Annotated in this window: 25 protein-coding genes; 9 read left to right on the forward strand and 16 right to left on the reverse strand. The window is 73.0% G+C overall.

Going from position 1 to position 25,962, the window contains the following annotated elements:
* Positions 1 to 31 precede the first annotated feature (31 nt).
* Positions 32 to 820, forward strand: coding sequence for a metal-dependent hydrolase (locus IF27_RS28440; protein ID WP_052852732.1), 789 nt, complete (start codon positions 32 to 34; stop codon positions 818 to 820).
* A 95-nt stretch (positions 821 to 915) separates the two neighbouring features.
* Here the strand turns inward: IF27_RS28440 and IF27_RS28445 are convergent, their stop codons facing one another.
* Both IF27_RS28445 and IF27_RS28450 read right to left on the reverse strand, forming a co-directional pair.
* The gene (locus IF27_RS28445) at positions 916 to 2,697 is read right to left on the reverse strand and encodes an ABC transporter ATP-binding protein (RefSeq protein ID WP_052852733.1); all 1,782 of its coding nucleotides are present in this window, start codon (positions 2,695 to 2,697) and stop codon (positions 916 to 918) included.
* On the reverse strand, positions 2,694 to 4,469 hold the full coding sequence (locus IF27_RS28450) for an ABC transporter transmembrane domain-containing protein (protein WP_052852734.1): 1,776 nt from the start codon (positions 4,467 to 4,469) through the stop codon (positions 2,694 to 2,696). The genes IF27_RS28445 and IF27_RS28450 overlap by 4 nt, the downstream gene beginning before the upstream one ends.
* 650 nt (positions 4,470 to 5,119) lie before the next feature.
* Between IF27_RS28450 and IF27_RS28460 the strand changes: the two genes are divergently transcribed.
* Positions 5,120 to 5,722, forward strand: a complete 603-nt coding sequence (locus IF27_RS28460; RefSeq protein ID WP_052852736.1) for a DoxX family membrane protein — start codon at positions 5,120 to 5,122, stop codon at positions 5,720 to 5,722.
* Between the two features lie 148 nt (positions 5,723 to 5,870).
* Here IF27_RS28460 and IF27_RS28465 read toward each other — a convergent pair whose 3' ends face one another.
* Both IF27_RS28465 and IF27_RS28470 read right to left on the reverse strand, forming a co-directional pair.
* Positions 5,871 to 6,464: a lytic polysaccharide monooxygenase auxiliary activity family 9 protein gene (locus IF27_RS28465; RefSeq protein WP_052852737.1), complete on the reverse strand. Its 594-nt coding sequence runs from the start codon at positions 6,462 to 6,464 to the stop codon at positions 5,871 to 5,873.
* Positions 6,465 to 6,652: 188 nt separating this feature from the next.
* Positions 6,653 to 8,287 (reverse strand): phytoene desaturase family protein, encoded by a 1,635-nt coding sequence (locus tag IF27_RS28470; RefSeq protein ID WP_052852738.1) that lies wholly within the window; start codon positions 8,285 to 8,287, stop codon positions 6,653 to 6,655.
* A gap of 125 nt (positions 8,288 to 8,412) precedes the next feature.
* Between IF27_RS28470 and IF27_RS28475 the strand changes: the two genes are divergently transcribed.
* From IF27_RS28475 to IF27_RS28485, 3 genes are all read left to right on the forward strand, one after another.
* Positions 8,413 to 9,018, forward strand: coding sequence for a DUF1349 domain-containing protein (locus IF27_RS28475; RefSeq protein WP_052852739.1), 606 nt, complete (start codon positions 8,413 to 8,415; stop codon positions 9,016 to 9,018).
* Positions 9,019 to 9,078: 60 nt separating this feature from the next.
* Positions 9,079 to 10,908: an ABC transporter ATP-binding protein gene (locus IF27_RS28480; protein ID WP_052852740.1), complete on the forward strand. Its 1,830-nt coding sequence runs from the start codon at positions 9,079 to 9,081 to the stop codon at positions 10,906 to 10,908.
* Positions 10,909 to 11,011: 103 nt separating this feature from the next.
* Complete coding sequence (locus tag IF27_RS28485) at positions 11,012 to 11,884, forward strand: alpha/beta hydrolase (RefSeq protein WP_052852741.1); 873 nt, start codon at positions 11,012 to 11,014, stop codon at positions 11,882 to 11,884.
* 9 nt (positions 11,885 to 11,893) lie between these two features.
* On the opposite strand, the gene IF27_RS28490 is transcribed toward IF27_RS28485, so the two are convergent.
* The 5 genes from IF27_RS28490 to IF27_RS28510 all read right to left on the reverse strand — a co-directional run bounded on the left by IF27_RS28490 (position 11,894) and on the right by IF27_RS28510 (position 15,339).
* Entirely contained in the window at positions 11,894 to 12,544 is a 651-nt protein-coding gene (locus tag IF27_RS28490; RefSeq protein ID WP_052852742.1) for a TetR/AcrR family transcriptional regulator, read from the reverse strand.
* A 65-nt stretch (positions 12,545 to 12,609) separates the two neighbouring features.
* A complete protein-coding gene (locus IF27_RS28495; RefSeq protein WP_223291243.1) occupies positions 12,610 to 13,044 on the reverse strand; it encodes an NUDIX hydrolase in 435 nt (144 codons plus the stop codon).
* 38 nt (positions 13,045 to 13,082) lie between these two features.
* Positions 13,083 to 13,781 (reverse strand): class I SAM-dependent methyltransferase, encoded by a 699-nt coding sequence (locus IF27_RS28500; protein WP_223291244.1) that lies wholly within the window; start codon positions 13,779 to 13,781, stop codon positions 13,083 to 13,085.
* Between the two features lie 41 nt (positions 13,782 to 13,822).
* On the reverse strand, positions 13,823 to 14,251 hold the full coding sequence (locus tag IF27_RS28505) for a PPOX class F420-dependent oxidoreductase (RefSeq protein WP_052852743.1): 429 nt from the start codon (positions 14,249 to 14,251) through the stop codon (positions 13,823 to 13,825).
* 14 nt (positions 14,252 to 14,265) lie between these two features.
* The gene (locus IF27_RS28510) at positions 14,266 to 15,339 is read right to left on the reverse strand and encodes a DUF2332 domain-containing protein (protein WP_052852744.1); all 1,074 of its coding nucleotides are present in this window, start codon (positions 15,337 to 15,339) and stop codon (positions 14,266 to 14,268) included.
* 189 nt (positions 15,340 to 15,528) lie between these two features.
* Here IF27_RS28510 and IF27_RS28515 point away from each other — a divergent pair, with 189 nt between their 5' ends.
* Together IF27_RS28515 and IF27_RS28520 are read left to right on the forward strand one after the other, a co-directional pair.
* Positions 15,529 to 16,194 carry a ThuA domain-containing protein gene (locus IF27_RS28515; protein WP_052852745.1) on the forward strand — a complete coding sequence of 222 codons (666 nt, stop codon included), beginning with the start codon at positions 15,529 to 15,531 and terminating at the stop codon, positions 16,192 to 16,194.
* Between the two features lie 4 nt (positions 16,195 to 16,198).
* A complete protein-coding gene (locus tag IF27_RS28520) occupies positions 16,199 to 16,723 on the forward strand; it encodes an O-acetyl-ADP-ribose deacetylase (RefSeq protein ID WP_052852746.1) in 525 nt (174 codons plus the stop codon).
* A gap of 19 nt (positions 16,724 to 16,742) precedes the next feature.
* Here the strand turns inward: IF27_RS28520 and IF27_RS28525 are convergent, their stop codons facing one another.
* The 6 genes from IF27_RS28525 to IF27_RS28550 all read right to left on the reverse strand — a co-directional run bounded on the left by IF27_RS28525 (position 16,743) and on the right by IF27_RS28550 (position 23,133).
* Positions 16,743 to 17,804, reverse strand: coding sequence for a questin oxidase family protein (locus IF27_RS28525; protein WP_052852747.1), 1,062 nt, complete (start codon positions 17,802 to 17,804; stop codon positions 16,743 to 16,745).
* A 153-nt stretch (positions 17,805 to 17,957) separates the two neighbouring features.
* A complete protein-coding gene (argG, locus tag IF27_RS28530; RefSeq protein WP_052852748.1) occupies positions 17,958 to 19,409 on the reverse strand; it encodes an argininosuccinate synthase in 1,452 nt (483 codons plus the stop codon).
* 135 nt (positions 19,410 to 19,544) lie between these two features.
* Positions 19,545 to 20,108, reverse strand: a complete 564-nt coding sequence (locus tag IF27_RS28535) for a TIGR03086 family metal-binding protein (protein ID WP_052852749.1) — start codon at positions 20,106 to 20,108, stop codon at positions 19,545 to 19,547.
* 165 nt (positions 20,109 to 20,273) lie between these two features.
* The gene (locus IF27_RS28540; RefSeq protein ID WP_052852750.1) at positions 20,274 to 20,912 is read right to left on the reverse strand and encodes a LutC/YkgG family protein; all 639 of its coding nucleotides are present in this window, start codon (positions 20,910 to 20,912) and stop codon (positions 20,274 to 20,276) included.
* Positions 20,909 to 22,384 carry a lactate utilization protein B gene (locus tag IF27_RS28545; protein ID WP_052852751.1) on the reverse strand — a complete coding sequence of 492 codons (1,476 nt, stop codon included), beginning with the start codon at positions 22,382 to 22,384 and terminating at the stop codon, positions 20,909 to 20,911. Before IF27_RS28545 ends, IF27_RS28540 begins: the two co-directional genes overlap by 4 nt.
* Complete coding sequence (locus tag IF27_RS28550) at positions 22,381 to 23,133, reverse strand: (Fe-S)-binding protein (protein WP_052852752.1); 753 nt, start codon at positions 23,131 to 23,133, stop codon at positions 22,381 to 22,383. The genes IF27_RS28545 and IF27_RS28550 overlap by 4 nt, the downstream gene beginning before the upstream one ends.
* Before the next feature lie 406 nt (positions 23,134 to 23,539).
* On the opposite strand from IF27_RS28550, the gene IF27_RS28555 reads away from it, so the two are divergent.
* Positions 23,540 to 23,962 (forward strand): YjbQ family protein, encoded by a 423-nt coding sequence (locus IF27_RS28555; protein WP_052852753.1) that lies wholly within the window; start codon positions 23,540 to 23,542, stop codon positions 23,960 to 23,962.
* 308 nt (positions 23,963 to 24,270) lie between these two features.
* Here IF27_RS28555 and IF27_RS28560 read toward each other — a convergent pair whose 3' ends face one another.
* Entirely contained in the window at positions 24,271 to 24,768 is a 498-nt protein-coding gene (locus tag IF27_RS28560; RefSeq protein ID WP_052852754.1) for an ArsR/SmtB family transcription factor, read from the reverse strand.
* A gap of 162 nt (positions 24,769 to 24,930) precedes the next feature.
* Between IF27_RS28560 and IF27_RS28565 the strand changes: the two genes are divergently transcribed.
* Entirely contained in the window at positions 24,931 to 25,764 is an 834-nt protein-coding gene (locus IF27_RS28565) for a class I SAM-dependent methyltransferase (protein ID WP_110946324.1), read from the forward strand.
* Positions 25,765 to 25,962: the final 198 nt, after the last annotated feature.

Here is a 25,962-nt window from a genome sequence, read left to right on the forward strand (position 1 = left end):
GACCGGAACGACGAAGGGGCGGGGCACAGCCATGATGGGACCGGCACACTCACTGTCAGGGGCGATGGCCTGGCTCGTCGTCGGCGCGGGCGCCGCGTGGGCGGACCACCCGATGCCCTGGCCGGTCCTCCTCGCGGGTGCCCTGATCTGCGCGGGAGCCGCCCTCGGCCCCGACCTGGACCACAGGTCGGCGACGATATCCCGGGCCTTCGGCCCCCTGTCCAAGATACTCGCGGGCATCATCGACAAGATCGCCCAGGCCGTCTACAACGGCACGCGCGCCAAGGGCGAACGGCGCCGCACCAGCGGGCACCGCACCCTGACGCACACCTGGCTGTGGGCACTGGCACTCGGCGCGGGATTCTCGGCGGCGGCGGTCACCTGGGACCGCTGGGCCGTCCTGGTCACCCTGTTCATCCACCTCGTCCTCGCCGTCGAGGGCCTGCTCTGGCGCATGGCCCGTGTGTCGAGCGACGTCCTGGTGTGGCTCCTCGGCGCCACCAGCGCCTGGCTCCTGGCCGACTTCCTCGACCAGCCGGGCAACGGCTCCACCTGGCTCTTCCCCGACCAGCCGTACCTGTGGCTGGGACTCCCCATCGCCCTCGGCGCGATCACCCACACCATCGGGGACGCCCTCACCATCTCCGGCTGCCCCGTCCTGTGGCCGCTGCCCATCGCGGGCAAGCGCTGGTATCCGGTCGGCACCCCGCAGTTCATGCGCTTCCGGGCGGGTGCCCCGGTGGAGAACAAGGTGCTGATGCCCCTGTTCATGCTGATCGGGGCGGCGGGCGCCGTGGGGGCCACCGTCCTCACGTTCTGACGCCCGCTCACCGATCACACGCCGCGCGCCGCCCGCCCCGTCTCCGGGGCGGGCGGCGCGTCGCCGTCGCAGGGGGCGGACGGCCGCCCCGTCCGTCAGCCGTGCCAGGAACGCCACAGCGCCGCGTACGCGCCGTCCGCCGCCACCAGCTCGTCGTGGCTGCCCAGTTCGCTGATACGGCCGTCCTCCACCACCGCGATGACATCCGCGTCGTGCGCGGTGTGCAGCCGGTGCGCGATGGCGATCACGGTCCGCCCCTCCAGCACACGGGACAGCGAACGCTCCAGGTGACGCGCCGCCCGCGGGTCGAGCAGCGACGTCGCCTCGTCGAGCACCAGCGTGTGCGGGTCGGCCAGCACCAGCCGTGCCAGCGCCACCTGCTGCGCCTGGGCCGGGGAGACCGTCACCGCGCCCGACCCGACCTCGCAGTCCAGTCCGCCGGGCAGCGCCCGCACCCACTCCGCCGCATCGACCGCGCCCAGCGCGGCCCACAGCTCCGCGTCGGTCGCGTCCGTCCGCGCCAGCAGCAGGTTGTCACGCAGCGGGCCGACGAACACGTGGTGCTCCTGGTTGACCAGCGCCACCTGCTCCCTGACGCGCTCCGCCGTCATCCCGGCCAGGCGCGCCCCGCCCAGCGTCACCGCGCCCAGACGCGGGGCGTAGACACCGGCCAGGAGCCGACCCAGCGTGGACTTGCCCGCGCCCGAGGGGCCCACCAGCGCCACCCGTGTCCCGGGCGGCACATCCAGGGACACCCCGTGCAGCACGTCGCTGTCCGCCAGGTAACCGAACCGCACGCCGTCCGCCGTGAGATCCCGCCCGTCCGGGACCACCGAGGCGTCGCCCTCGTCGGACTCCACCTCGTGCACCCCGACCAGTCGCGCCAGCGACACCTGCGCGACCTGGAGTTCGTCCAGCCAGCGCAGGATCATCCCCACCGGCTCCACCATCATCTGCGCCAGCATCGCCCCGGTCGTCAGCTCACCGATGCTCATCCACCCCTGGAGGACGAACGAGCCGCCGATCATGAGCACCCCGGAGAGGATGAGCGCATGGTAGACGTTGATCGCGGGCAGCAGGATCGACCGGAGCCACAGCGTGTACCGCTCCCAGGAGGTCCATTCGCCGACACGGCGGTCCGAGAGCGCGGTCCGCTCCGACTCCAGCCGGTGCGCCTCGATCGTGCGGCCCGCGTCCACCGTCTCGGCCAGGGCCGCCGCGACGGCCGCGTACCCGGCGGCCTCCGCGCGGTACCCGGCGGGTGCCCGGCGGAAGTACCAGACGCAGACCCCGACCAGCAGCGGCGCGGCGATCAGGACACCGAGTCCGAGCGGCGGCGAGGTCAGGACGATGCCCGCCAGCAGCAGCCCGGCCCAGACCACCGCGATGGACATCTGCGGCACGGCCTCCCGCATCGCCTTCGACAGCCGGTCGATGTCCGTGTTGATACGGGCCAGCAGATCGCCCGTCCCCGCGCGCTCCAGCACGCCGGGCGGCAGACCGACCGCCCGGACCAGGAAGTCCTCGCGCAGATCGGCCAGCATCCGCTCGCCCAGCACCGCGCCGCGCAGCCGCACCAGCCGTACGAAGAACGCCTGGACGGCCAGCGAGACCGCGAACAGCGTCACGGTGCGCCCGAGATGCAGCTCCCGCACCCCGTCCGACAGGTCCTGCACGACCCGGCCCAGCAGATAGGGGCCGACCATCGAGGCGATGACGGCCACCGAGTTGACCACGACCAGCTCGGCGAAGGCACGCCGGTGTCTGTGCAGCAGGGCGCGCGTGTAGAGCCGTACGGTCTGCTTCCCCGCCACGGGGAGCTTGGTGCTGTGCTCCGCGGTCGATGGGTCGTACTCCGGCGGCGGAACGCCGATCATGCGATCTCCTCAGCGAGGTCTGCGGTCTCCTGCTCGCGCGTGACGACCGCGCGGTACTCCGGTGTGGTCCGCACGAGGTCACGGTGCCGCCCGCTCGCGGTCGCGGTCCCCTCGTGGAGGAACACGACGGAGTCGGCGTGCTCCAGCATCAGCGGGCTCGACGTGAACACCACCGTGGTGCGTCCCGCGCGCAGGGCGCCGAGCCCCTGCGCGATCCGTGCCTCGGTGTGCGCGTCCACGGCGGAGGTCGGCTCGTCCAGGACCAGCACCTCCGGGTCCGTGATCAGCGAACGCGCCAGGGCCAGGCGCTGGCGCTGCCCTCCCGACAGCGACCTGCCGCGCTCCGTGATCCTGGTGCGCATCGGATCACGGCTGCCGTCGGGGGCCGACTGCGCCAGCGTCGCCAGCACGTCCTGGCACTGCGCCGTGGCCAGGGCCTCCGCCGCGCCGATCCGTCCGGACGCGGGCACGTCGAGCAGTTCCCGCAGCGTTCCTGACAGGAGCACAGGGTCCTTGTCCTGGACGAGCACGGCCGCGCGTGCCGTCTGCCGGGACACCCCGTCCAGCGCGACACCGCCGAGCTGCGCGGACGGTTCGTCCCCCTCCTCGGCGGCATGGCCGCCGAGCCGCCCGGCGAGCTGTTCCGCCAGCTCGGGATCGCCGCACACGACGGCGGTGAGTCGGCCCCCGACGGCGAGGAGCCCGGTGGCGGGGTCCCACAGGTCACCCGACGCGAGTGTGTCCTGGGCGTCCGTGAGGGACCCGCCGCTCGTGGGTTCCCGGCGCAGCGAGAGGACGCGCACGGCCCGCTTCGCCGAGGGACGGGAGAAGACGAAGGCCATGGCGGCCTCCTGGAACAGCCGCAGCGGGAACATCAGGAAGCTCACCGCCCCGTAGACCGTGACCAGTTCGCCCGCCCCGAGACGGCCGTCGAGCGCCAGCCCGGCGCCCTGCCACACCACCGCGATCAGCAGCAGGCCGGGCATGACGACCTGGAGCGCGTCGATGAGGGACCACATGCGGGCGTTGCGGACGGAGGCGCCCCGCACGTCCTGGGAGGCCCGCCGGTAGCGTTCGAGGAACAGCTCCTCGCCGCCGATACCGCGCAGCACCCGCAGCCCGGCGACGGTGTCGGACGCCAGCTCCGTGGCGCGGCCCGACTTGGCGCGCTCCACGTCCGCGCGCCGGGTCGCGGCCGGGAGCAGCGGCCACACGCTGAGCGCGACGAGGGCGACACCGCCCAGCACCAGCAGCCCGATCCGGGGTTCGAACACGATGAGGCCGGTGCACACCCCCGCGGTGACGACCACGGCGGCGGCGAAGCGGGAGAAGGACTCGACGAACCAGCCGATCTTCTCCACGTCCCCCGTGGAGACCTTGACGACCTCGCCCGCCGCGACCCTGCGGGTGAGGAGCCCGCCCAGTTCCGCGGTGCGGCGTGCCAGGAGCTGCTGGACGCGGGCCGCGGCGGCGATCCAGTTGGTCACCGCCGTGCGGTGGAGCATGGTGTCGGCGAGGCTCATGACCAGGGTGATGGCCAGGAGCAGCAGCCCGACGGCGGCCAGCCGGCCTCCTGAGCCGTCCACCACCGCCTCGACGGCGAGTCCCACGGCCAGCGGCACGCAGGCGACGGCCGTCATGTGCAGGGTGCCCCAGAGCAGGGCCTTGGCCTGTCCGCCGAGCTGGCGCCGGAAGAGCCATACGAGGAAACGGAAGCCGGAGCGTACGTCCGGGTCGCCGGGGTCGGAGTGCGGAAGATCGCGGATCTGCATGGTGTCCCAGAGAAAGGTGCCCCGGTGGGGGGTCGAGCGATGGAGAACAACCTTGCAAGGGTCCACGCGCCACGTGCCGAAAATCAACGGATTTTCCCATGTTCACATCGGGGCGTGGTGGCGTGGAGACCGCGAGCTTTGGGTTGCTATGTCATGAAGATCTTATGGTCTGACGATGGGGGCGGACGGTCGGGGACGTGCGCCTCGCGCGCCCTCCCGTCGGCACGGGAGAGCGGTCCGGCGTACGGTTCCCGGCCCGCGCCGCCCGTCGGTCCCCCGCTCCCTCCGTCGAACGCATGTACGCCTCGGGGGCGTTCCCTTCGGCCATCCCAGGTCGGAGGCGGTACCGGTTCCGGCGTTCCCCGCCGCCTTTGCGCGCGCAGGTAATGTCCATGCCATTTATGTCGCCAGGCTCTACACCGGCGGCGGGCGGGTCGCTAGGCTCGATCTTCCCGGCGGCCCCTCGCGGCACCGTGTCGAGGTCCTCTCCCCGTTTCCCCGGCGACCTCGTCCAGGCCCCGGGCCGTACCGGGTTCAGCACGCTCTACGACGAGGCCGAGCAGGTCCGGGGCACCAGGCACGCCACGACGAGGTGGCGGTGAGCCCCCCGCGGACCGCAGGCACCCCACCGTACAGAACCAGGAGCGATCATGGTCGTCCCCGTCCCTGAGCACGTCCTGACCGGCGAGCCACGCCGGTCCGTCCCCCCGGCGCCGTCCCCGGGCGCCACCGTCCCGCCCGCCGCCCTGAAGGCCCTCGCCGTGTTACGGATCGCGACGGGCGTCATCTTCCTGTGGACCTTCCTCGACAAGTGGCTGGGGTTCAGCTACTCCACGCCGTCCGAGCGGGCGTGGTCCAGCGGCGGTTCCCCCGCGAGCGGCTACCTGTCCAGCGTCTCGGTCGGCCCGCTCGAAGCCACCTACCACTCCTGGGCGGGCGTCGCCGTGGTGGACTGGCTCTACATGGCCGGGATGCTCGGCGTCGGGGTCGCCCTCGTCGCCGGGATCGGCCTGCGCGTCACGGCGGTCGCGGGTCCGCTGATGATGTTCTTCCTCTGGCTCGGGGAGTTCCCCCCGGCCCGCTACCTGTCGGACGGCTCGCCGAGCATGTCCACCAACCCGCTGATCGACCAGCACGTCGTCTACGCCGCCGCCATGGTAGTCGTCGCCGTGTGTTCCGCCGGGCGCGTCTGGGGCCTCGGCGGCGCCTGGGAGCGGCTGGCGCTGGTCAGGCGCCACCCCTGGCTGCGGTGACCCCGTCCCGCGGCGGCGGGTGCGCGGGGGAGGGGGACGGCCTCTCCGCGCACCCGCCGCCCTGAGGGGCGAGGAGAACGGCCCGGCCGGAACGCACTCCGGCCGGGCCGTCCTTCTGCTGTGCCTCTTGCCTGTCTTCTACACCCGATCAGAACTGCACGTCGGAGCAGGAGTAGAACGCGTTGCTCGTGTCCGCGACGTTCCAGACGGCGAGGACGACGTGGCGGCCGGACTTGCCGCCGGGCAGCGTACCGGCGTGGCTCTCGGTCTGGCCGGGCTGCCGACCGTTCAGCGGAACGGTCAGGAACGGCGCGGGCTCCAGCTGGGCCCGGGTGATGGGCTGGTTCGGGTTCCACCCGTTACGGGTGATGTAGTAGCGGAAGTCGGACGTCGAGTGCCGGGCCGTGAAGGTCCAGTTGAACGTGAACCGCTGGCCGCTGCCGAGACGGGTGGTGGGCCACGAACCGTTGCGCGGGTTGTCGAGCTGCGAGAAGCGCGAGTTGCCGCCCGCGCAGATCGTGCCGTCGGCGGGACCCGACTGCGGGAAGCCCTTCGGGCCTTCCACACTCTGGGGTTCCCACACGATGTCGCCACAGCCGGAGACCGTGCCCTGGGCACAGGCCAGCTGACGGCTCGTCGGGCTGGTGGTGTAACCGTGGGCCTGGGCGCTGCCACCGGTGCCGAGCACCAAGGTCATGGCCATGCCAACACCGGCCAGCGCGGTGGTGATCCTTTTACGCATCATTGGCTCCCGGAGAGTCGTGGGGGGTGAGCGCTCCAACGAGGGTCGGGTACTGCGGTCTAGACCAAGTCTGACGGTACTGGCAACCGTTTGGTCATGTCCAGACCAATGGGAGGGTGGTGTGCCGACACCCCCGTGCGGTACGCCGCGCCTGTCCCACGGCGCTCATCAGCCCCCGAAACCGCCGGTCAGCGCCCCAGGACGGCCATCGCCGCGTTGTGCCCGCCGATGCCGCTCACCCCGCCGCCGCGCACCGCGCCCGCCCCGCAGAGCAGCACGTTCGCGTGCCCTGTCGCCACTCCCCAACGCCTCGCGGCGGCCCCGTCCGCCGTGTCCGCGACGTTCTCGAAGCTCTCGACGCCCTCGCCACCCGTGCCGTCCCGCCACGGGAACGCCAGGTCCCCGTGGAAGATGTGCCCGCCGGGCAGCCGCAGTTCGCGGTCGAGGTCCAGCGGCGTCCTGGCCTCGACGCACGGCCGCCCGTCCGCGTCCCGCGCCAGACACCCGGCGATCGGCTCGGCCAGGTACGTGTCCAGCGCCGCCAGGGTGTCGGCCAGCAGCCGGTCGCGCACGCCCGCCTCGTCCCCGGCGAACAGCCGCGCGGGCGTGTGCAGTCCGAACAGGGTCAGCGTCTGCAAACCCCGCGCCGCCGGGCCGTCGGCGAGGATCGTCGGGTCGCTCAGCGAGTGGCAGTACACCTCGGCGGGCGGCGTACGCGGCGGCGTCCCGGCCGCCGCCTGCCGGTAAGCGTCCTCCAACTGGCCGTAGCCCTCGGCGATGTGGAAGGTCCCGGCGAACGCGTCCCGTGGATCGGTGTCCGGGTCCCGGAGCGCGGGCAGCCGCTCCAGCAGCATGTTCACCTTGAACTGCGCCCCTTCCGCCGCCGGTGGCGCCGGTTCGCCCAGCAGCGCGGCCAGTTCGCGCGGCGACGCGTTCACCAGCACCTTCGCCGCGCCGACGCCGCCCTCGCCCCGCGGCCCCCGGAAGGAGACCTCGGCCGTCGTCCCGTCCGTCGCGACGCCGGTCACCTCGCACCCCGTGACGATCTCCGCCCCGGCCGCGCGCGCCGCCTGCGCGAGCGCGTCGGTGACGGCGCCCATGCCGCCCACCGGCACGTCCCAGTCCCCGGTGCCCCGCCCGATCACGTGGTAGAGGAAGCAGCGGTTCTGGAGCAGCGACGGATCGTGTGCGTGCGTGAACGTACCGATCAGCGCGTCGGTGAGGACCACCCCGCGCACGAGGTCGTCCGCGAACACCGCCTCCACCGTCTCCCCCAGCGGCCGTTCGAACAACGCCTCCCAGACCGCCCCGTCGTCCACCCGCGCCCGCAGCTCGCTGCGCGACGGCAGCGGCTCCGTCAGCGTCGGGAAGACCCGCTCCGCCACGCGCGCCGTCGTCGCGTAGAACCGGCGCCACGCCGCGTACTCCCGGTCGGAGCCCGTCAGCCGCGCGAACGACTCCCGCGTCCGCGTCTCGCCGCCGCCCACCAGCAGCCCCGTGTCCCGGCCCGCCCGCACCGCCGGCGTGTAGGAGGAGACCCGCCGCTTCCGCAGCGTGATCCGCAGCCCGAGGTCCTGCACGATCCGCTCGGGCAGCAGACTCACCAGGTACGAGTAGCGTGACAGCCGCGCCCCCGTCCCGGGGAACAACTCCTGCGACACCGCCGCGCCGCCGGTCCGCCCCAGACGTTCGAGCACCAGCGTCCTGCGGCCCGCTCCTGCCAGGTAGGCCGCGGCCACCAGGCCGTTGTGCCCGCCCCCGACGATCACGGCGTCGTACGCGGAGAAGGAGGGAGTCCCGGGCGGAGCGGCAGCGGAAGTCATGGCCTTTGGTAACACGCCGTGGCGACTTCCGGCCAGTGTCCCGGCCGCCCTCTGGCCGCACGCCGCCGCTGCGGTTAGGGTCCGACCAGATCCGGCGCGCGCCGTTCGTGGACGGAGAACAGCAGATGGACGACCCGGTGACGCTCCCGGCGATGCCCGCCCCGCTCCACCGCTGGGGCAGCCCGGTCCACGTCCGGGTCACCGGCCCGGACGCGCTCACCCTCACCGCCGGTCCGCGCACCGACCTCTTCGCCGATCCGGGCGGCCCCGGCCGGTTCACGAACGCGCCCGCGCTCCTCGCCACCCCGCAGGGCGACTACGTCCTGAGCGCCCGCGTCCGTGCGGGACTGTCCGCCACGTACGACGCGGGCGTCCTCCTCCTCTACGCGGGCGCCGACACCTGGGCGAAGCTCGCACTCGAACTCTCCCCGCAGGGCAGACCCACTGTCGTCACCGTCGTCAACCGGGGCGTCTCCGACGACGCCAACGCGTTCCCCGTGGAGAGCGGCGACATCTGGCTGCGCGTCGCCCGGGTCGGCCGGGCCCACGCGTTCCACGCCTCCACCGACGGACGGTTCTGGCACCTCGTGCGCTGGTTCGCGCTCCCGGCCGACACCCCGGTGGACGTCGGGTTCCTCGCCCAGTCGCCCACCGGCGAGGGACTGTCGGTCCACTTCGAGGAGATCGTCTACACCCGGCGTACGCTCGCCGACCCCCGGGACGGCAGCTGACCTGCCGCGTGGCGGCGTACGCTGGACTGTTGACAGCCTTGAACATCTGCAAAGGAGCCCATGCCGCACGACACCACGACCCGGGCGGTGCCGACCGAGATCCCGCTCGCACCCGCCCAGCCGCCGCAACCGGCCCAGATCCGCCGCGTCATCCGCCTCTTCCGCCCCTACCGGGGCCGCCTCCTCCTCGTCGGCCTCCTGGTCGGCGCCTCCTCGCTCGTCGCGGTCGCCTCCCCGTTCCTCCTGAGGGAGATCATCGACACCGCGCTCCCCGAACGCCGCACCGGCCTGCTCGGCCTCCTCGCCCTCGGCATGGTGGTCACCGCCGTGACGAGCAGCGTCTTCGGCGTCCTCCAGACGCTCATCTCCACCACCGTCGGGCAGCAGGTCATGCACGACCTGCGGACCGCCGTCTACGGGAAGCTCCAGCAGATGCCGCTGGCGTTCTTCACCCGTACCAGGACCGGCGAGGTCCAGTCCCGCATCGCCAACGACATCGGCGGCATGCAGGCCACGGTGACCTCCACGGCCACCTCCCTCGTCTCCAACATCACCGCCGTCACCGCCACCGTCGTCGCCATGCTGGCCCTCGACTGGCGGCTCACCCTCGTCTCGCTCGCCCTGCTGCCCTGCTTCGTCTGGATCGCCCGCCGGGTCGGCCGGGAGCGCAAGCGCATCACCACCCAGCGGCAGAAGCAGATGGCGGTCATGGCCGCCATGGTCACCGAGTCGCTGTCCGTCAGCGGCATCCTGCTGGGCCGCACCATGGGTCGGGCCGAGGCGCTGACCAGCGAGTTCTCCGACGAGTCGGGCCGCCTGGTCGGCCTTGAGGTCCGTGCCAGCATGGCCGGGCGCTGGCGCATGGCCACCATCGGCATGATCATGGCCGCCATCCCCGCCGTCCTCTACTGGTCGGCCGGGGCGATGCTCGAACTCGGCGGCACCCCGCCGTCCGTCGGCACGCTCGTCGCCTTCGTCAGCCTCCAGCAAGGGCTGCTGCGTCCCGCCGTCTCCCTGCTGTCCACCGGCGTGGACATCCAGGCGTCGCTCGCGCTCTTCCAGCGCATCTTCGAATACCTCGACCTGCCGGTGGACATCACCGAGCGGCCCGACCCGGTCCGCGTCGAGCGGGCGCGCGGCGAGCTGCGCTTCGAGCAGGTCTCCTTCGCGTACGACCCCGCCGCCCCCCGCACCCTCGACGGGATCGACCTGACGGTCCCCGCCGGTGGCTCCCTCGCCGTCGTCGGGCCCACCGGCGCGGGGAAGAGCACGCTCGGGTACCTCGTCCCGCGGCTCTACGACGTCAGCGCGGGCCGCGTCACCCTCGACGGCGTGGACGTGCGCGACCTGGACTTCGCCTCCCTCGCGCGCGCCGTCGGCGTGGTCTCGCAGGAGACGTACCTCTTCCACGCCACCGTCGCCGACAACCTGCGCTTCGCCCGCCCCGAGGCGACCCGTGAGGAGATCGAGGCCGCCGCCCGCGCCGCGCAGATCCACGACCACATCGCCGCCCTCCCCGACGGCTACGACACGGTCGTCGGCGAGCGCGGCTACCGCTTCTCCGGCGGCGAGAAGCAGCGCCTCGCCATCGCGCGGACCATCCTGCGCGACCCGCCCGTCCTCGTCCTGGACGAGGCGACCAGCGCGCTCGACACCCGCACCGAGCAGGCCGTCCAACGCGCCATCGACACGCTCTCCGCGGGCCGCACCACCCTCACCATCGCCCACCGCCTGTCCACCGTCCGCGACGCCGACCAGATCGTCGTCCTCGACGCGGGCCGCGTCGCGGAGCGCGGCACCCACGAGGAACTCCTCGCGCTCGGCGGCCGGTACGCCGCCCTGGTGCGCCGCGACAGCGAGAGCCGCGCCACGGAGACCGTCACCCCCTGACGCCGCCCCCTCCGTCTCCCGGCGGGCTCGGCGACCCAGAAAACTATACGAACGGTCGTGCTAAAATCTGGACCCTCAGCCGCCGAGCCAAGGACGCCCCGCCATGCCTCTCGCCGCCCGCCTCGTCCGCGCCGCGCTCTCCGCCACCGGAGCCGTCGCCCCGCCGCTCGCCGCCCGCGCCGCCACGTCCCTGTTCCACCGGCCGCTGTCCCGCCTGCCGCTGCGCCCGGTCGAGGAGCCCGTCCTGCGCCGCGCGACCCAGGACGTCCTCCAGGTCAACGGCCGCCCCGTCGTCGTCCACACCTGGGGCGACGGGACGCGGCCCGTCCTCCTGGTCCACGGCTGGAAGTCCCGCGCCGCCTGCTTCACCGCCCTCGCGGACGCCCTCGCCGCCCGCGGCTTCACCCCGGTCGCCTTCGACGCTCCGGCCCACGGCGCCTCGGGCGGCGCGACCTCGACGATCCTCGACTTCCGCGCGATCATGCTCGCCCTCCACGCGCGGCACGGCCGGTTCGCCGCCGTCGTCGGCCACTCGGTGGGCGCCCTCGGCACCTGCTTCGCCCTGCGCGAGGGCCTCACCGCCGACCGGCTCGTCACCATCTCCGCCCCGGCGACCTTCCCGCACCTCTTCGACAGCTTCTGCGCCCTGACCGGCGTCCGCGACTCCGCCAAGCCCGCGCTGCGCCGCAGCTTCGAACGCCGCCTCTTCCCCGGCGAGCACGACATATGGGAGCGCTTCTCCGCCACCCACCGCCCCGAGCAGCTCACGCTGCCGCTCATGGTGGTCCACGACCGTGAGGACCGCGCCATCCCCTTCGCCCAGGCGGAACGCCTCGTCGCCGCCTACGCGGACCGCGCCGACCTCTTCGTCACCCAGGGCCTCGGCCACCGCCGTATCCTCAGCGACCCCCGGGTCGTCGAGGCCGTCCTCGCCTTCACGACGGCGGGCGAGCAGGCGTCGCACCCGGCGGCCTGACCGCCCGTCTCAGCCGTCCCGGCCGTCGTCCAGCTCGCCCGGATCGCCCGCCACCGCGCGCAGCCGGGCGAGGACGGCGACCGCGGCCCGCTCGTACCCGCTGTCCTCGCCGTGCAGCACCGACGTCACGTTCGCCGTCTCCACGAGCGCCGACAGCTCGAACACGAGCTGCCCCAGGTCCACGTCCGCCCGGACGCCGCCCTCGTCGCGCGCCTCCCCGAGCACCGAGCCGATGTACCCCAGCCACTCGGTGCGGGCCGCCGCGATCGCCTTGCGCACCGGGCTGTCCCGCCCGCCGAACTCCGCGGCGACGGCGGAGAAGAAGCAGCCGCCGGGGAAGACGCGCTCCCGCGAGTAGTCGAGATACGCCCGGCACAGACGCCACACGCGCCCGACACCCGGCGGAACCTCCTGCGTCGGCAGCGCGACGTGCTGGACGAACACGGCCCGCGCCGCCCGGATGGTGGAGAGCTGAAGCTCCTCCTTCGAACCGAAGAGCGCGAACACCCCGCTCTTGCTCAGCCCCAGCTCGCCCGCGACCCGGCCGATCGACAGCCCCTCAAGACCCTCCACGGAGGCGATGGCCATGGTGCGCCCGAGGACGAGGCGCCGCGTCGCGTCGCCGCGTGCCACGCGCCCGTCGGTCCGTGCGTCCGCCATCGCGTGCCCCTCTCCGTCCGCCCCCGGCCATCGTACGGGCGCGCCGCCGTCGCGGGGCCCGGCCGTCAGCGCAGGCGGCCGACCCGCGCCAGGTCGTCGAAGACCGCGTGGTCAACCGGCGCGGTCCTCCCACGGTCCGCCAGCCGCAGCCAGGCGATCTCCTCGATCTCGCTGCTCGCGGTCAGCGTGCCCCGGTACTCCGCCGTGTAGCAGGCCATCGTGACGAGCGTCCCCTCCGGATGCCCGTGCGCCGCCGCCGTGTAGGTGCCGACATGCTCGGCGGTGCCGGGCACGAGCGACACGCTCAGCTCCTCCCGCACCTCACGCGTCAGCGTCTCGACGTCGCTCTCGCCCGGCTTCCGCTTGCCGCCCGGGATGTAGAAGACGTCGTTCCCCCGGGAACGGGCGCCGAGGATACGACCTTCCGCCAGGAGCACCCATGCCACGGTGTCGATGACCCTCGGCGCCGCGTCCGTGCCCCCGCGGATGACCTCGCCCACTGTCCGTGCCTTCCCGTCGTCGTGCCGTCCGCCCACGATCATGACACGGACGGCCGACAATCCGCCGGGCCCGATCCGGGGCCGCCCGGCACGGCGGGCGGCCGTGTCGCCGTGCCGAGCACGTGGTACGACGCGGGGGTACGTCCGCCCGGGGCGTGGAAACACCGGACCTCGCCCAGCGCGAAGCCCGCCCGCCCGACCGCCCCCACCGTGTCCCGTCCGGTGTGGCAGCCGCCCGCGAGCCGGGGCCACACCGTCGCGTCCAGCGCCCGCTGCACCACCCGCATCGCGCGTGACGGCGCCCGTACGTGCTCCAGGAAGTGCAGCGTGCCACCCGGCCGCAGGACCCGGTACGCGTCCCGCAGCGCCACCTCCAGATCGGGGACCGCGCACAGCGTCAGGCACGCCACCACGGCGTCGCACGACGCGTCGTCGGCCGGCAGCCGTCCTGCCGCCCCCTCGACGACCTCGATACGACCCTCGCGCCCACCGGGCGCCCGGGCACTCTCCACCGCCCGCACCCGCGCCCTCCTGCGCAGCGCCTGCTCCGACTCCACGGCGATCACCCGCGTCACCGCGGGGGGATACCGCCCGAAGTTCCGCCCGTCGCCCGCGCCCATCTCCAGGACCTCGCCCGCCAGCCCGCCCAGCAGCGCCGACCGCCAAGGGGTCAGGCCGCGCCGGTCGAGCGCCGGTTCCCGCCAGGCCCGCACACGGGCGACGAAGGGGTGCCACACCTGTCCGCCCGGAATCCCGCCCGACACCGCGTCCCGCCGGGTCAGTCCGCCACGGCGGCCAGCCCGGTCACCTTCCCCGGCCGCAGCCGTACCAGCAGTTCACCCGGCACCGCGTTGCGCGCGCCGTACTCCTCGGCCTTCTCCTGGCCCATGTAGCGCGCCGCGATCCTGGTCGCCCACATCTGCATGTCCGGCAGATCCTCGCTCAGCTCCACCCGACCCCGTACGACGACGAAGGCGAACGGCGGACGCTCGTCGTCCACGCACAGGGCGGCGCGCCCGTCCCTGGCCAGATTGCGGCCCTTCACGGTGTCCGCGCCTGTGGTGAACAGGACGTCCGACCCGTCCAGGACGAACCACACGGGCGCGATGTGCGGGGAGCCGTCGGCCCGCACGGTGGACAGCTTCCCGGTCCGCGTACCGCTCGCGAGGAACTCCCGCCACTCGCTGTCCGTCATCGTCTGTGCCATGAACCCATGCTGCGTCATTCCGGGGCGTCCGGCCAGCGGGCGGGCAGCCCGTGCGGACGCGCCGTGGCGAGCAGCCGTTCGGGCTCCGCGCCGTCCCGCAGCGTCAGCCGGAAGGCGTCCCCCTCGCGCGGCTCGAACGACAGGTACGCGAACCCCGCCTCCTCCGTCGCGGACGCCGCCAGCCGGTCCAGCTCCCGCCGCACGAGCGCCCACTCGTCGGCGCCCACGTACTGCTGCATGACGGAGTGCCACACGACCGTGAGCGTCCCTGGTTCGAGGTCAACGGCGGACAGGAACTCCGCGGCCCCGGCCGCCTCGACCGTCGCGGGGACCTTCGCCGCTATCGCCAGCGCCCCGTCCAGCCGCCGCATCCGCGCCACCTGGTCCGGCCACACGTACGCCCGCAGCGCGAGCGCCCCGTCCGACGACAGCGGGTCGATGGGCGTCGGGTCGCACCCGCGCCGCTCGACGATCCGCAGCGCCTGGTGCTGCTGCGCCCCGGTGCGCAGCCAGTCGGGCACGGGCCCCTCCCAGGTGCCGGTCAGCTGCACGGCCGAGTCCACCGGCCCCCAGGCGAAGTCGTCGGAGGAGTAACGGAATTGCTCCGCCCGGAGGTTCAGGCCCGCGCTCGACCCCAGCTCGAACAGCCGGATCGGCCGCTGGGCGCTCGGCACGGCGTACAGGAGCCCGGCCACGAGCAGATGCGCGCGGCCCACCTCGTTCGTCTGCGGCGGGCGCGTCAGCCAGTCGGCGATCCACTCGGGGTGCCCCGAGACGGTCTCCAGCAGGGCGGGCCAGGCCGCTTCCGGCCGCTCCGGGTCGAACGTCCCGCCCGTGCTGGGGAGATGACCGGCCAGCGCGGGCGCCCGTCCTGTCAGTGCCAGGGAGTGCACGGCGGCCATGAACCGGAGCGGCAGCGCGTCGTCCGGTGCGCTGTCCTCGTGCCCGAGGACGGCCCCGGCGCACGGACCGCCGTCACGGATGTCCTGCGCCGCGCGAGCCAGCAACGCTCCGTACAGCGGTGAGCCGAGTCGGGCACAGGCTTCGGCCTGTCGGCTGAAGACCTGGGCAACGTGTTCACGGGGCATCTGTACTCCTCACTGGGGATGCCCATGATCATGCGGCCCGGCGACCGCCGAACGGAAGACCTGCCGGGAGAATATGCCCCGAAGGAAACCCGCGCGTCGGCGGGTTGCCGTCCCGGAGCCCCGGCCGTGAGGACCGGAACGGACCGATGCCCCCGGCCGTGCGCGCCCCGCCTCCTACGATGGGTCCCCATGAGCGCACCCCACATCGTCGTTTACTCACGCACCACCGGCTTCCGGCACGACTCGATCCCCGCCGGTGTCACGGCCTTCGCCGAACTGGCGGCGGAGCACGGCATCGACGTCACCGCAACCGAGGACCCGGACGTCCTCACCGCCCGCCTGCCCGGCAGCGCGGCCGTCGTCTTCCTCTCGACCAGCGGCGCCGTCCTCACCGACGCCGGACGCGACGCGCTGCGTACCCACCTCGCGGACGGCGGCGGCTTCGTCGGCGTCCACGCCGCCTCGACCACCGAGTACGACTGGCCCTGGTTCGGCGGGGAGCTGGTCGGCGCCGTCTTCGACGGCCACCCCCCGATCCAGGAGGGCACGGTCGTGGTCGAGGACCGCGACCACCCGGCGACCGCGCACCTCGACGGGCGCTGGGACGTCACCGACGAGTGGTACAACTTCACCGCCAACCCCCGCGCCCGCGTCCGGGTCCTCGCGAGCGCCGACGAGAGCACGTACGAGGGCGGCACGATGGGCGCCGACCACCCGCTCGTCTGGTGCCACGAGACCGGCGGCGGCCGGTCCTTCTACACGGCGCTCGGCCACCGCGCCGAGTCGTACGCGGAGCCGGTGTTCCGCCGGCACCTGCTCGGCGGCCTGCTGTGGGCCGCCCGGATCGAGGGGTGACCGCGTGACCGCTCTCACCCGTGTCCTCGGCGACATCACGGAACAGCACGTGGACGTCGTCGTCAACGCCGCCAACTCCTCCCTGCTGGGCGGCGGCGGTGTGGACGGCGCGATCCACCGCAGGGGCGGCCCCGACATCCTCGCGGAGTGCCGGGCGCTCCGGGCGTCCCACTACGGCGGCGGCCTGGCCACCGGCGAGGCCGTCGCGACGACGGCGGGCCGCCTCCCGGCGCGCTGGGTCGTGCACACGGTCGGGCCGGTCCACTCGGCGGGGGAGGACCGGTCCGACCTGCTGGCCTCCTGCTACCGCTCGTCGCTGCGCGTCGCCCGTGAACTCGGCGCCACCACCGTCGCGTTCCCCGCCGTCTCCACCGGCGTCTACGGCTGGCCGCTGGACGACGGCGCGCGGATCGCCGTGCGGACGGTCCGGGAGGAGACGGCGGACGGGGCCTTCCGCGAGGTCCGCTTCGTGCTGTTCGACGAGCGGGCGCTCGCGGCGTTCGCCGCCGAACTGCCCGACGTGACCTGACCCTTACCCCGCCGGGACCTCAGCCGACGGGGGCGATCAGCTCGAACGCCCGCAGCCCGGCACCGAACGCCCGCGGCGACAGGCCGGGTTCGGCGGCGGCCACGTCGAGTGCCGTGTCCACCAGCTTGATCGCGTGCTCGTCGCCGTGCGCCGCCGCCCGGTCGAAGAGACCGTCCGCGTCCAGGTCCGCGACCTCGGCGGGCTCGGGCCGCGCGCTCGCGGGCGCGTACGCGGCCACCACCCCGGCGCTCGCCGTCCAGGCCGCCGCCACGCTCACGTGCCAGAGCTCGGCCGGAAGGTCGGGCAGGACGCGCAGCACCGCGTTGGGGGCGGTCGCGGCGTGCACCAGCATCACGGGATTGCCATGGGCGTGGCCCGCGTAGTACACCACCGCGTCCCGTACCAGCGCACGCAGACGTTCCTGGGCCGCGCCGGGGTCGGCGGGCAGGCCGTCCGGCCAGGCGGGCAGCGCCGTGATCCGGCCGAGCCGCTCCTCGATCCCGCCCGTCTGCTCGACGCGCGGCACCGCGCGCAGCGCCCCCGCCGGATCGGCGGGCGCCGCGAGCGGGGCGACGGCCGAGGGCAGCACGTGGTGCCGTGCGGCCCAGTAGCCGAGGGCGTGCGCCAGTTCGGCGAGGCGTGGGGCCGTCTCCCCGCCGTCCCGCAGCGCCCTGACCGCGTGGCCCGTACGGATCACGGGGTGCGTGGCACTGGCGGTGATGCCGGGGAGCAGCCGGGGCCACCACTCGGCGAGCACCGCGCGCCAGGGGCGTTCGGAGAGGCGTTCGGTGAAGAAGACCGCCCAGTCGGTGAGGTGACGCGCGTCGCCCAGGGCGTCCCGCCAGGTGGTCTCGGTGATGCGCCCGTAGGTGCCCGGCAGTTCGTCTAGACGCGCGGTGTAGTCGTCCAGCCATGGGCGGACGCGGGCGGCCTGCCCGTTGCGGACCATGGCCTCCACGGCCATGGGGGCGTGGTTGCTGAGCCAGCCCTCGAACTCGGGGCCGGTGAGGTGCAGCCGTTCGAGCGCCTCGTCGAGTGTGCCGGAGTCGCTGGCTGCCGATGTCGGGGTCACGTCGCTCATGTCCAGGACGCTAGGCGCGCGCGCCGCGACGCGTAACGGGCGGCGGACGTGGCGCCGGGGGACTTAGGGCGTAGTACAGAGGGCTTGGTGCCGGGGGAGGAGACACCCGCGGCCCTCGGCCGGGGCGACCGACGTGCGGTCTGGTTCTCGCGGTCAGTCGGTGCCCAACTCCATCGCGGCGCGGTCGAGCATCGCGTCGTCGTCGGACACGGCCTCCCCGCGGGAGGCGATGACCTCGGCGCCGCCCTGCGGCATCGCGCCGATCAGCCCGGTCGAGGCGGCCTGCGCGGCGCCGACGAGCGTCGCGTGCGTGTTGCCGACGATCCCCAGCTCGGCGTACTGCTCCAGCTTGGCCCGGGAGTCGGCGATGTCGAGGTTGCGCATGGTGAGTTGACCGATCCGGTCCACCGGGCCGAACGCGGCGTCCTCGGTGCGCTCCATGGACAGCTTGTCCGGGTGGTAGCTGAACGCGGGCCCCGTGGTGTCCAGGATCGAGTAGTCCTCGCCGCGCCGCAGCCGCAGCGTCACCTGCCCGGTGACCGCGGACCCCACCCAGCGCTGGAGCGACTCGCGGATCATCAGCGCCTGCGGGTCGAGCCAGCGGCCCTCGTACATCAGGCGCCCGAGGCGGCGGCCCTCGTTGTGGTACTGCGCGAGCGTGTCCTCGTTGTGGATCGCGTTGACCAGGCGCTCGTACGCCGCGTGCAGCAGCGCCATGCCGGGCGCCTCGTAGATGCCGCGGCTCTTGGCCTCGATCACCCGGTTCTCGACCTGGTCGGACATGCCGAGACCGTGGCGGCCACCGACAGCGTTCGCCTCCATGACCAGATCGACCGGGGTGGCGAACTCCTTGCCGTTCACCGTCACCGGGCGGCCCTGGTCGAAGCCGATCGTCACGTCCTCGGCGGCGATCTCCACCGTGGGGTCCCAGAACCGTACGCCCATGATCGGATCGACGGTCTCGACGCCCGTGTCGAGGTGCTCCAGGGTCTTGGCCTCGTGCGTGGCGCCCCAGATGTTGGCGTCGGTGGAGTACGCCTTCTCCGTGCTGTCGCGGTAGGGAAGGCCGTGGGCCTGGAGCCACTCCGACATCTCCTTGCGGCCACCCAGCTCGGAGACGAAATCGGCGTCGAGCCACGGCTTGTAGATGCGCAGATGCGGGTTGGCCAGCAGGCCGTAGCGGTAGAACCGCTCGATGTCGTTGCCCTTGAACGTCGAGCCGTCGCCCCAGATCTGCACGTCGTCCTCCAGCATCGCGCGGACCAGCAGGGTGCCGGTGACCGCGCGGCCGAGAGGCGTCGTGTTGAAGTAGGAGCGCCCGCCCGAGCGGATGTGGAAGGCGCCGCACGCGAGCGCGGCCAGGCCCTCCTCGACCAGCGCCGCGCGGCAGTCGATCAGGCGCGCGACCTCGGCGCCGTACGCCGTGGCGCGGCCGGGCACGGACGCGATGTCGGGCTCGTCGTACTGGCCGATGTCGGCGGTGTACGTGCAGGGGACGGCGCCCTTGTCGCGCATCCACGCGACCGCGACGGAGGTGTCGAGCCCTCCGGAGAAGGCGATGCCGACGCGTTCGCCGGTGGGCAGGGAGGTGAGTACCTTGGACACAGGAAGAGTATGCGGCATCGCGCATGATGATGCAACGTCGTGCTGATGTGCGGACGCGGGAAAGGGATTCCGGGAGGTTCCGGGAGGTGCCGGGGGAGCTTCCGCCGCATGGAAGCCCCGCCCCCGGCGCCCTCGTCAGGGCGTGCGGCCCATCAGCCCCACCAGGCGGTCCTGGAGCGGGGCGTCGGCCGCCACGGGGACCGGAGGGGCGAAGACCCCGACGCCCTGCCACTGCGGGACCAGCCCTGCCGCGTGGTCGTGGACCAGGGCGACGAGGCCGGGGTCCAGCCTGTCGTCCGCCCCGATGCCGCGCGCCAGGTCCCACGCGTGCACCGTCAGGTCGAGCGTCATCTGCCGCAGGTACTCCTCGGCAGGGGTGTTACCCGAACTCGTCTGCACGGTCGAGCCCAGCACGCCCGGGCGCCCCACCGCCTCCCGTGACGCGGCGACCGCCGCGTCCCACGCGGCGACCGGGTCGTCGCCCAGCACGTCGCCGTCGAACCGGTCGCCGACCTCGGCGAGCGTCGCGCCCCCCAGCAGCGGGGGCGCCCACAGGTGCTCCGACACGAGATGGTTCACCAGGTCGCGCACCGACCACTCGGCGCACGGAGTGCCGGACGCCCATTGCTCCGAGCGCACTCGGTGCACCCGCGTCCCGAATTCATCGAGCCCCTGACGGAAACCGTCGAGCAGTTCCACGGTGTTCTCTCCTGAAGGTCCGACCTGAAGGTTCGAGGGAGGAGCCCGTGGCGTTCCGAGGCATCCCGGCGTCGTCCGGAGGAACGCCCGTGGCGTCGTCTTCCGCCGCCATGCTATGCCGCCGGGCACGCGCTCCGGCGGAGAGACGCCCGGCGGCGGCGACCGTCACCGGGTGACGAGGACGACCTCCAGCGTCCGCGGTCCGTGCACGCCCTCGACCCGGTCCAGCTCGATGTCGCTGGTCGCCGAAGGGCCCGAGATCCACGTCAGCGGCCTGGTCGGCACCAGCCGGGGCAGCGCCTCCGGCACCGAGTCCACGACCTGCTCCGGCACCCGTACGACACAGATGTGATGGTCCGGCATCAGCGTGATCCGCCGCCGCCCCTGGCCCGCCGAGCCGTCCAGCACGAGCGTGCCCGTCTCGGCGATCGCCAGCGCGCATCCCGTCAGGACGCTGTCCATCCGGTCGAGTTCGTCAGGCGTTGCCTCCGGCGTGTCCTGCACCCACCGCACCGCGTCCGCCTGTGGCAGCCACTCCGCCGGGAAGCCGTCGGGTACGACCACGTCACGGCTCCCGCGCGCCGCCAGCAGGCGCCCGATCAGATCGGGCAGCCCCGCCGTGTCCGTGCGGTGGACGAGGGCGCGGTAGTCGGCCAGGTTCTCCGCCAGCGTCTCCACGGCGTCGGCGGGGGAGTGGGTGCGCAGGTAGTCTCGCGCCACCGCCACGTCATCCGGCGACTCCTCGCGCGGAACGTCCGCCAGCGCCCGCCGTACCCGGCCCAGAATCGCGTCCCTGCTGCTCATCGCGTCACCTTTCCGCCCCGCTCGCGCTGCCACCAGTCGCGGAACGACTCCGCCGGTACCGTCGGCATCTCCCGGCTCGCCGTCCAGGCCCGTCCTGGGCCCGGCAGCCGCTTCGGGTGGAACCGCCGCGTCCGCGCGGCGAGCCGCTGCCCCGTCCGCATCGCCGCCGGATGGTCGAGCGCCCACCGGGCGGCCCGCATCGCGGCGCGCTCGGCGGCATGGCCCTTCGCGGGCCTGATACGCGTCCGCACCCCGCGGATCGTGGTCTCGCCGCCCTGGACGACGCGTTCGCGCAGGTGCACCAGCACCTCGGGGATGTCGATCGCCACCGGGCAGACCTCGTAGCACGCGCCGCACAGCGACGACGCGTACGGGAGCGAGGCGTCCAGCTCACTCGTCACGCCGCGCAGCTGCGGCGTCAGGATCGCGCCGATCGGGCCCGGGTACGCCGAGCCGTAGGCGTGGCCACCGGCGCGTTCGTACACCGGGCAGACGTTCAGGCAGGCCGAGCAGCGGATGCAGCGCAGCGCCTGCCGTCCCACCGTGTCGGCCAGCGTGTCGGTGCGCCCGTTGTCCAGCAGCACGAGGTGGAACGTCCGCGGCCCGTCCCCGTCGGTGGTGCCGGTCCACGTCGAGGTGTACGGGTTCATGCGCTCCGCCGTGGAGGAGCGGGGCAGCAGCTGGAGGAAGACCTCCAGGTCCTGCCAGGTGGGGACGATCTTCTCGATGCCGACGACCGAGATCAGTGTCTCGGGCAGTGTCAGGCACATCCGTCCGTTGCCCTCGGACTCGACCACGACGAGCGTGCCCGTGTCCGCCACCATGAAGTTCGCGCCCGAGATGCCCACCTTGGCCCGCAGGAACTTCTCCCGCAGGTGCAGCCGCGCCGCCTCGGCCAGGACGGCAGGCTCCTCCGTCAGCCCCTCCGGCGCGGGCCTGCCCCAGTCGGCCATCCGCTCGCGGAAGATGTCGCGGATCTCGTCCCGGTTGCGGTGGATGGCGGGGACGAGGATGTGGGAGGGCAGGTCGTCGCCGAGCTGCACGATCAGCTCGGCGAGGTCCGTCTCGTACGCGCGGATGCCCGCCGCCTCCAGCGCGGCGTTGAGGCCGATCTCCTGCGTGGCCATCGACTTGACCTTGACGACCTCGGTCTCGCCTGTGGCCCGGACGAGGGAGGTGACGATCCGGTTCGCCTCACGGGCGTCCGCCGCCCAGTGCACCGTGCCACCGGCCGCCGTCACGGCGGCCTCCAGCTGTTCCAGGTAGTGGTCCAGGTGCCGCAGCGTCCGGTCCTTGACGGCGGCGCCCGCCGCGCGCAGCTGGGCCCAGTCGGGGAGTTCGCGTACCGCCGCGGCGCGTTTGTCGCGGATGGTGTGCGTCGCGTGCGTGAGGTTGGCGCGCATCCGCGTGTTCCGGGTGGACAGGGTCGCGGCCTTCGGGAAGGCGGGCATGCCCAGGTAGGTGCCGCTCACAGGGGGGCCTCCTTGGTGCTGGCGAGGATCTCGGCGATGTGCACCGGGCGTACGGACGAGCCGAGCCGGGCGAGCGTGCCGCCGATGTGCATCTGGCAGGAGTTGTCCACCGTGCAGACGGCCGACGCGCCCGTGGCGGTGATGTTGCGCGCCTTGTCCGCGCCCATCGCCGCCGACACCGCCTCGTTCTTGACGGCGAACGTCCCGCCGAAGCCGCAGCACTCCTCCGCGCCGGGCAGGTCGATGAGTTCCAGCCCCTCGACGGCGCCCAGCAGCCGCCGGGGCTTGTCGCCGAGGCCCAGCATGCGGAGTCCGTGGCAGGTGGGGTGGTAGGTGACGGTGTGCGGGTAGTAGGCGCCGACGTCCGTCACCCCTAGCACGTCCACCAGGAACTCGGTCAGCTCGTACGTCCGGGGCACCACCGACTCGGCGACGCGCGTCAGGGTGCCGCCCCGGCCCTCGGCCGCCGCCTTGGCCGCCATGCGCGGGTAGTTGTCCCGGACCATCGCGGCGCACGAGCCGGACGGTGTGACGATGTGGTCATAGCCCTCGAAGGCCCGCCCGAAGCGGTGGACCAGCGGTTCGGTCTCGTGCCGGTAGCCGGTGTTGAACTGCGCCTGGCCGCAGCAGCTCTGCTCCAGCGGGAAGTCCACCGTGACGCCCAGACGTTCGAGCAGCGACACCACCGCACGTCCGGTACCCGGGTACAGCGTGTCGTTGACACAGGTGACGAACAGCGCAACGCGCATCCTCAGTCCTTTCCCGCCCGCGGCGATCCCGGCCGCCGCCGTCCCGTTCCACGCCGTAGGTCCACCCGACGGCTCCCGCTCGCCCGCGCCGGTCGGCCGTCAGCGGGCACAGTAGTGCGTCCCTGGCACCGCCGCCCACCGCACGCACCGCCGCCGTGGTCACCGGCACCTGGAGTCCAGTAGACATCGGACCATTATGGCGCGATTGTGCGGGGTCGGTCACCCTGTACGGCTATACGCTCGCATGTTCCGGCCGGGCATGCCACCCACGGTGAACAGACATCGGGTCACCGGCGTCGATCGCGGACCGTGGAAGAACCCCGGCGCGGCGGTGGGACGGTCCCGCCCGCGGGTCGTGCCGCCCTGTGCGCCGCCGAGACGCCGGGCACCTCGTAGCGTGGTGCCCATGAGCGACGCCTTCAGGACCACGGTCATCCACGTCACGACCGGCCCCCGCGAGACCGTCACGGATCTGACGCACGACTGCGAGGCGTTCCTCGCCGACGTCGCGGGGGGCGCGGACGGGCTGCTGAACGTCTTCGTGCCCCACGCCACCGCCGGGATCGCTCTGCTGGAGACGGGCGCGGGCAGCGACGACGACCTTCTCGCGACCCTTGGCGACCTGCTGCCGCCCGACGACCGCTGGCGGCACCGCCACGGCTCACGCGGCCACGGCCGGGACCACGTCCTCCCGGCGCTCGTCCCGCCCCACGCAACGCTGCCGGTGATCGGAGGCCGCCTCGAACTCGGCACCTGGCAGTCCGTCTGTCTGGTGGACACCAACGGCGACAACCCGGACCGCCAGGTGCGGCTCAGCTTCCTCGGCTGATCGAGCCGCTCCGGATCGCCTTGGGCGTGGCCGCCGAATCTCCTTGCGCACCGGCGAAACGTTCCAGGCGCCGCTGTGGCGGGACAACGTGTATACGACGGCGATCGCTGAGGCCGAACCTTTCGAGGAGAGGAGTGTCGCCGGGGACCGGTGGTCTGGGGGATGTGGCCGTGCCCCGGATTTCGCAGAGGGTGGTTCATGAAGATTCGCCGGGGTGGCGACGGGCCTGTGGTGCTCGCCCGGCAGATCTTGTGGCCATCTGATCGTCGGCTCGTCGCGCTGTGTCTGGGAGGGGCCGGAAGGCGTCGTCAGGGCCGGTTCGGGTCGGAGTGCACCACCACGAAGAGCGACCAGGCCGGCGCGGCCGGGTCGTCCGGGAGGGCGGCGAACTCTTCCAGCAGATCCTTGAGACGGGTGCGGAACTCCTCCATCTGCGGCGGAGGCAGGCGCAGCGCCATCCTCGTGCCCTCCGTCTCGGACGCGGGGACGAGGGCGAGTTCCTCCAGGAACGCGTCGAGCATCCACCGGTCCAGCGTGGGCCCTTCGAGGTGCCAGCTCTTGTGCGTCGCCAGATACGGGATCTCGCGCGCGCCGCGCGCCCCGCGCCGTTCCTCCTGCGCCTCCAGGAACCCGGTGCGGACCAGCGTTCTGGTGTGGTGCAGCACACTGGCCGGGTCTCGGCCGAGGATCGCCGCGATCTCCTTGTTCGTGTGCGGCTTCCGCACGCAGATACGCAGGATGCGCAGACGGAGGGCGGAGGCGAGCGCCTTCGCCTCCGCATCGGTCGGCGGCCGGCGTTCGGTCATGACCAGCAGCCTACTGAAGGGCGGAAAGCCCCTTGAAGGGCTGGACGATGACTGATTGACAAAACTCAATCACTCGTTCAGGGTGCCGCTGTGCCCTTCACAACTCGGGGATCCCCAGATTTTCCGGCACGCCCACCGTGGCCCGAACGAACGAGGTCAACCATGCCGAACCGTCCCGGTACGACCGGCGGGACCGCCGCTTCCGACGGCCCCGAGGAACAGGTGGATACCCCACCGAACCGCCGGACGGTCTCCTGGGTCAGTCCCGTCGAGGCTCCCCCGCCGCCCGGGGAGAGGGCGAACGACTACGACAGTTTCGCCGAGGCGTACGCGGCCGAGAACGAGACCAGCCTCCTCAACGCCTATTACGCGCGCCCCGCGATCGTGGACCTGGCCGGCGACGTGGCAGGCCGTTGGGTCCTCGACGCCGGCTGCGGTGCCGGCGCGGTGGCGGAGGCGCTGTGTGAGCGGGGTGCCTTTGTCGTCGGTTTCGATTCCAGTGCCGGAATGTTGGCGCTGGCCCGGCAGCGGCTCGGTGACGACGTGGTGTTGGAGCACGCCGAGTTGGGTGGTCCGCTGCCTTTCGCTGACGGTGGGTTCGACGACGTCGTGGCTTCGTTGGTCCTGCATTATTTGGAGGATTGGACGACGGCCCTGGCCGAACTGCGGCGCGTGCTGAGGCCGGGCGGGCGCCTCATCGGGTCCGTCCACCATCCCTTCGTCAGTCATATGACGGCACCGCCCGGAACCGACTACTTCGCGATCCGCCCCACCTCCCAGTGGTGGGAACTCGGTGGCACCAAGCACCTGATGACCTTCTGGGATCGGCCGCTGCACGCGATCACCGACGCGTTCACCGCGGCCGGATTCCGGATCGACGTCCTCAGCGAACCGGCCCCGGGTCCCGGCGCGCAGGAACGCTTCCCCGAGGTCTTCGCGGGGCGCGCGTCGGAGAAGTTCGTGTGCTTCCTGTTCTTCGTCCTCACGAAGGTGTGAACTCCGCCCGTGGGTGCGGGGGCCGTCGGCTCAGGAACCGGCCTCACGCACGCCTCGTACGGCGTCGCGGGTAGCGAGGACCATGACGCCGTCGATCCTCTCGAACCTGCCCATCCCGAAACGGACCCACAGCGGATAGGCCCCGGCATCCCGGGCGAAGCCCGTTGCGTGCGGCGCTCGCCGACTATTCGGGGACTT

Origin of the sequence: Streptomyces avicenniae (assembly GCF_000719135.1) — a bacterium.
Classification (GTDB): domain Bacteria; phylum Actinomycetota; class Actinomycetes; order Streptomycetales; family Streptomycetaceae; genus Streptomyces; species Streptomyces avicenniae.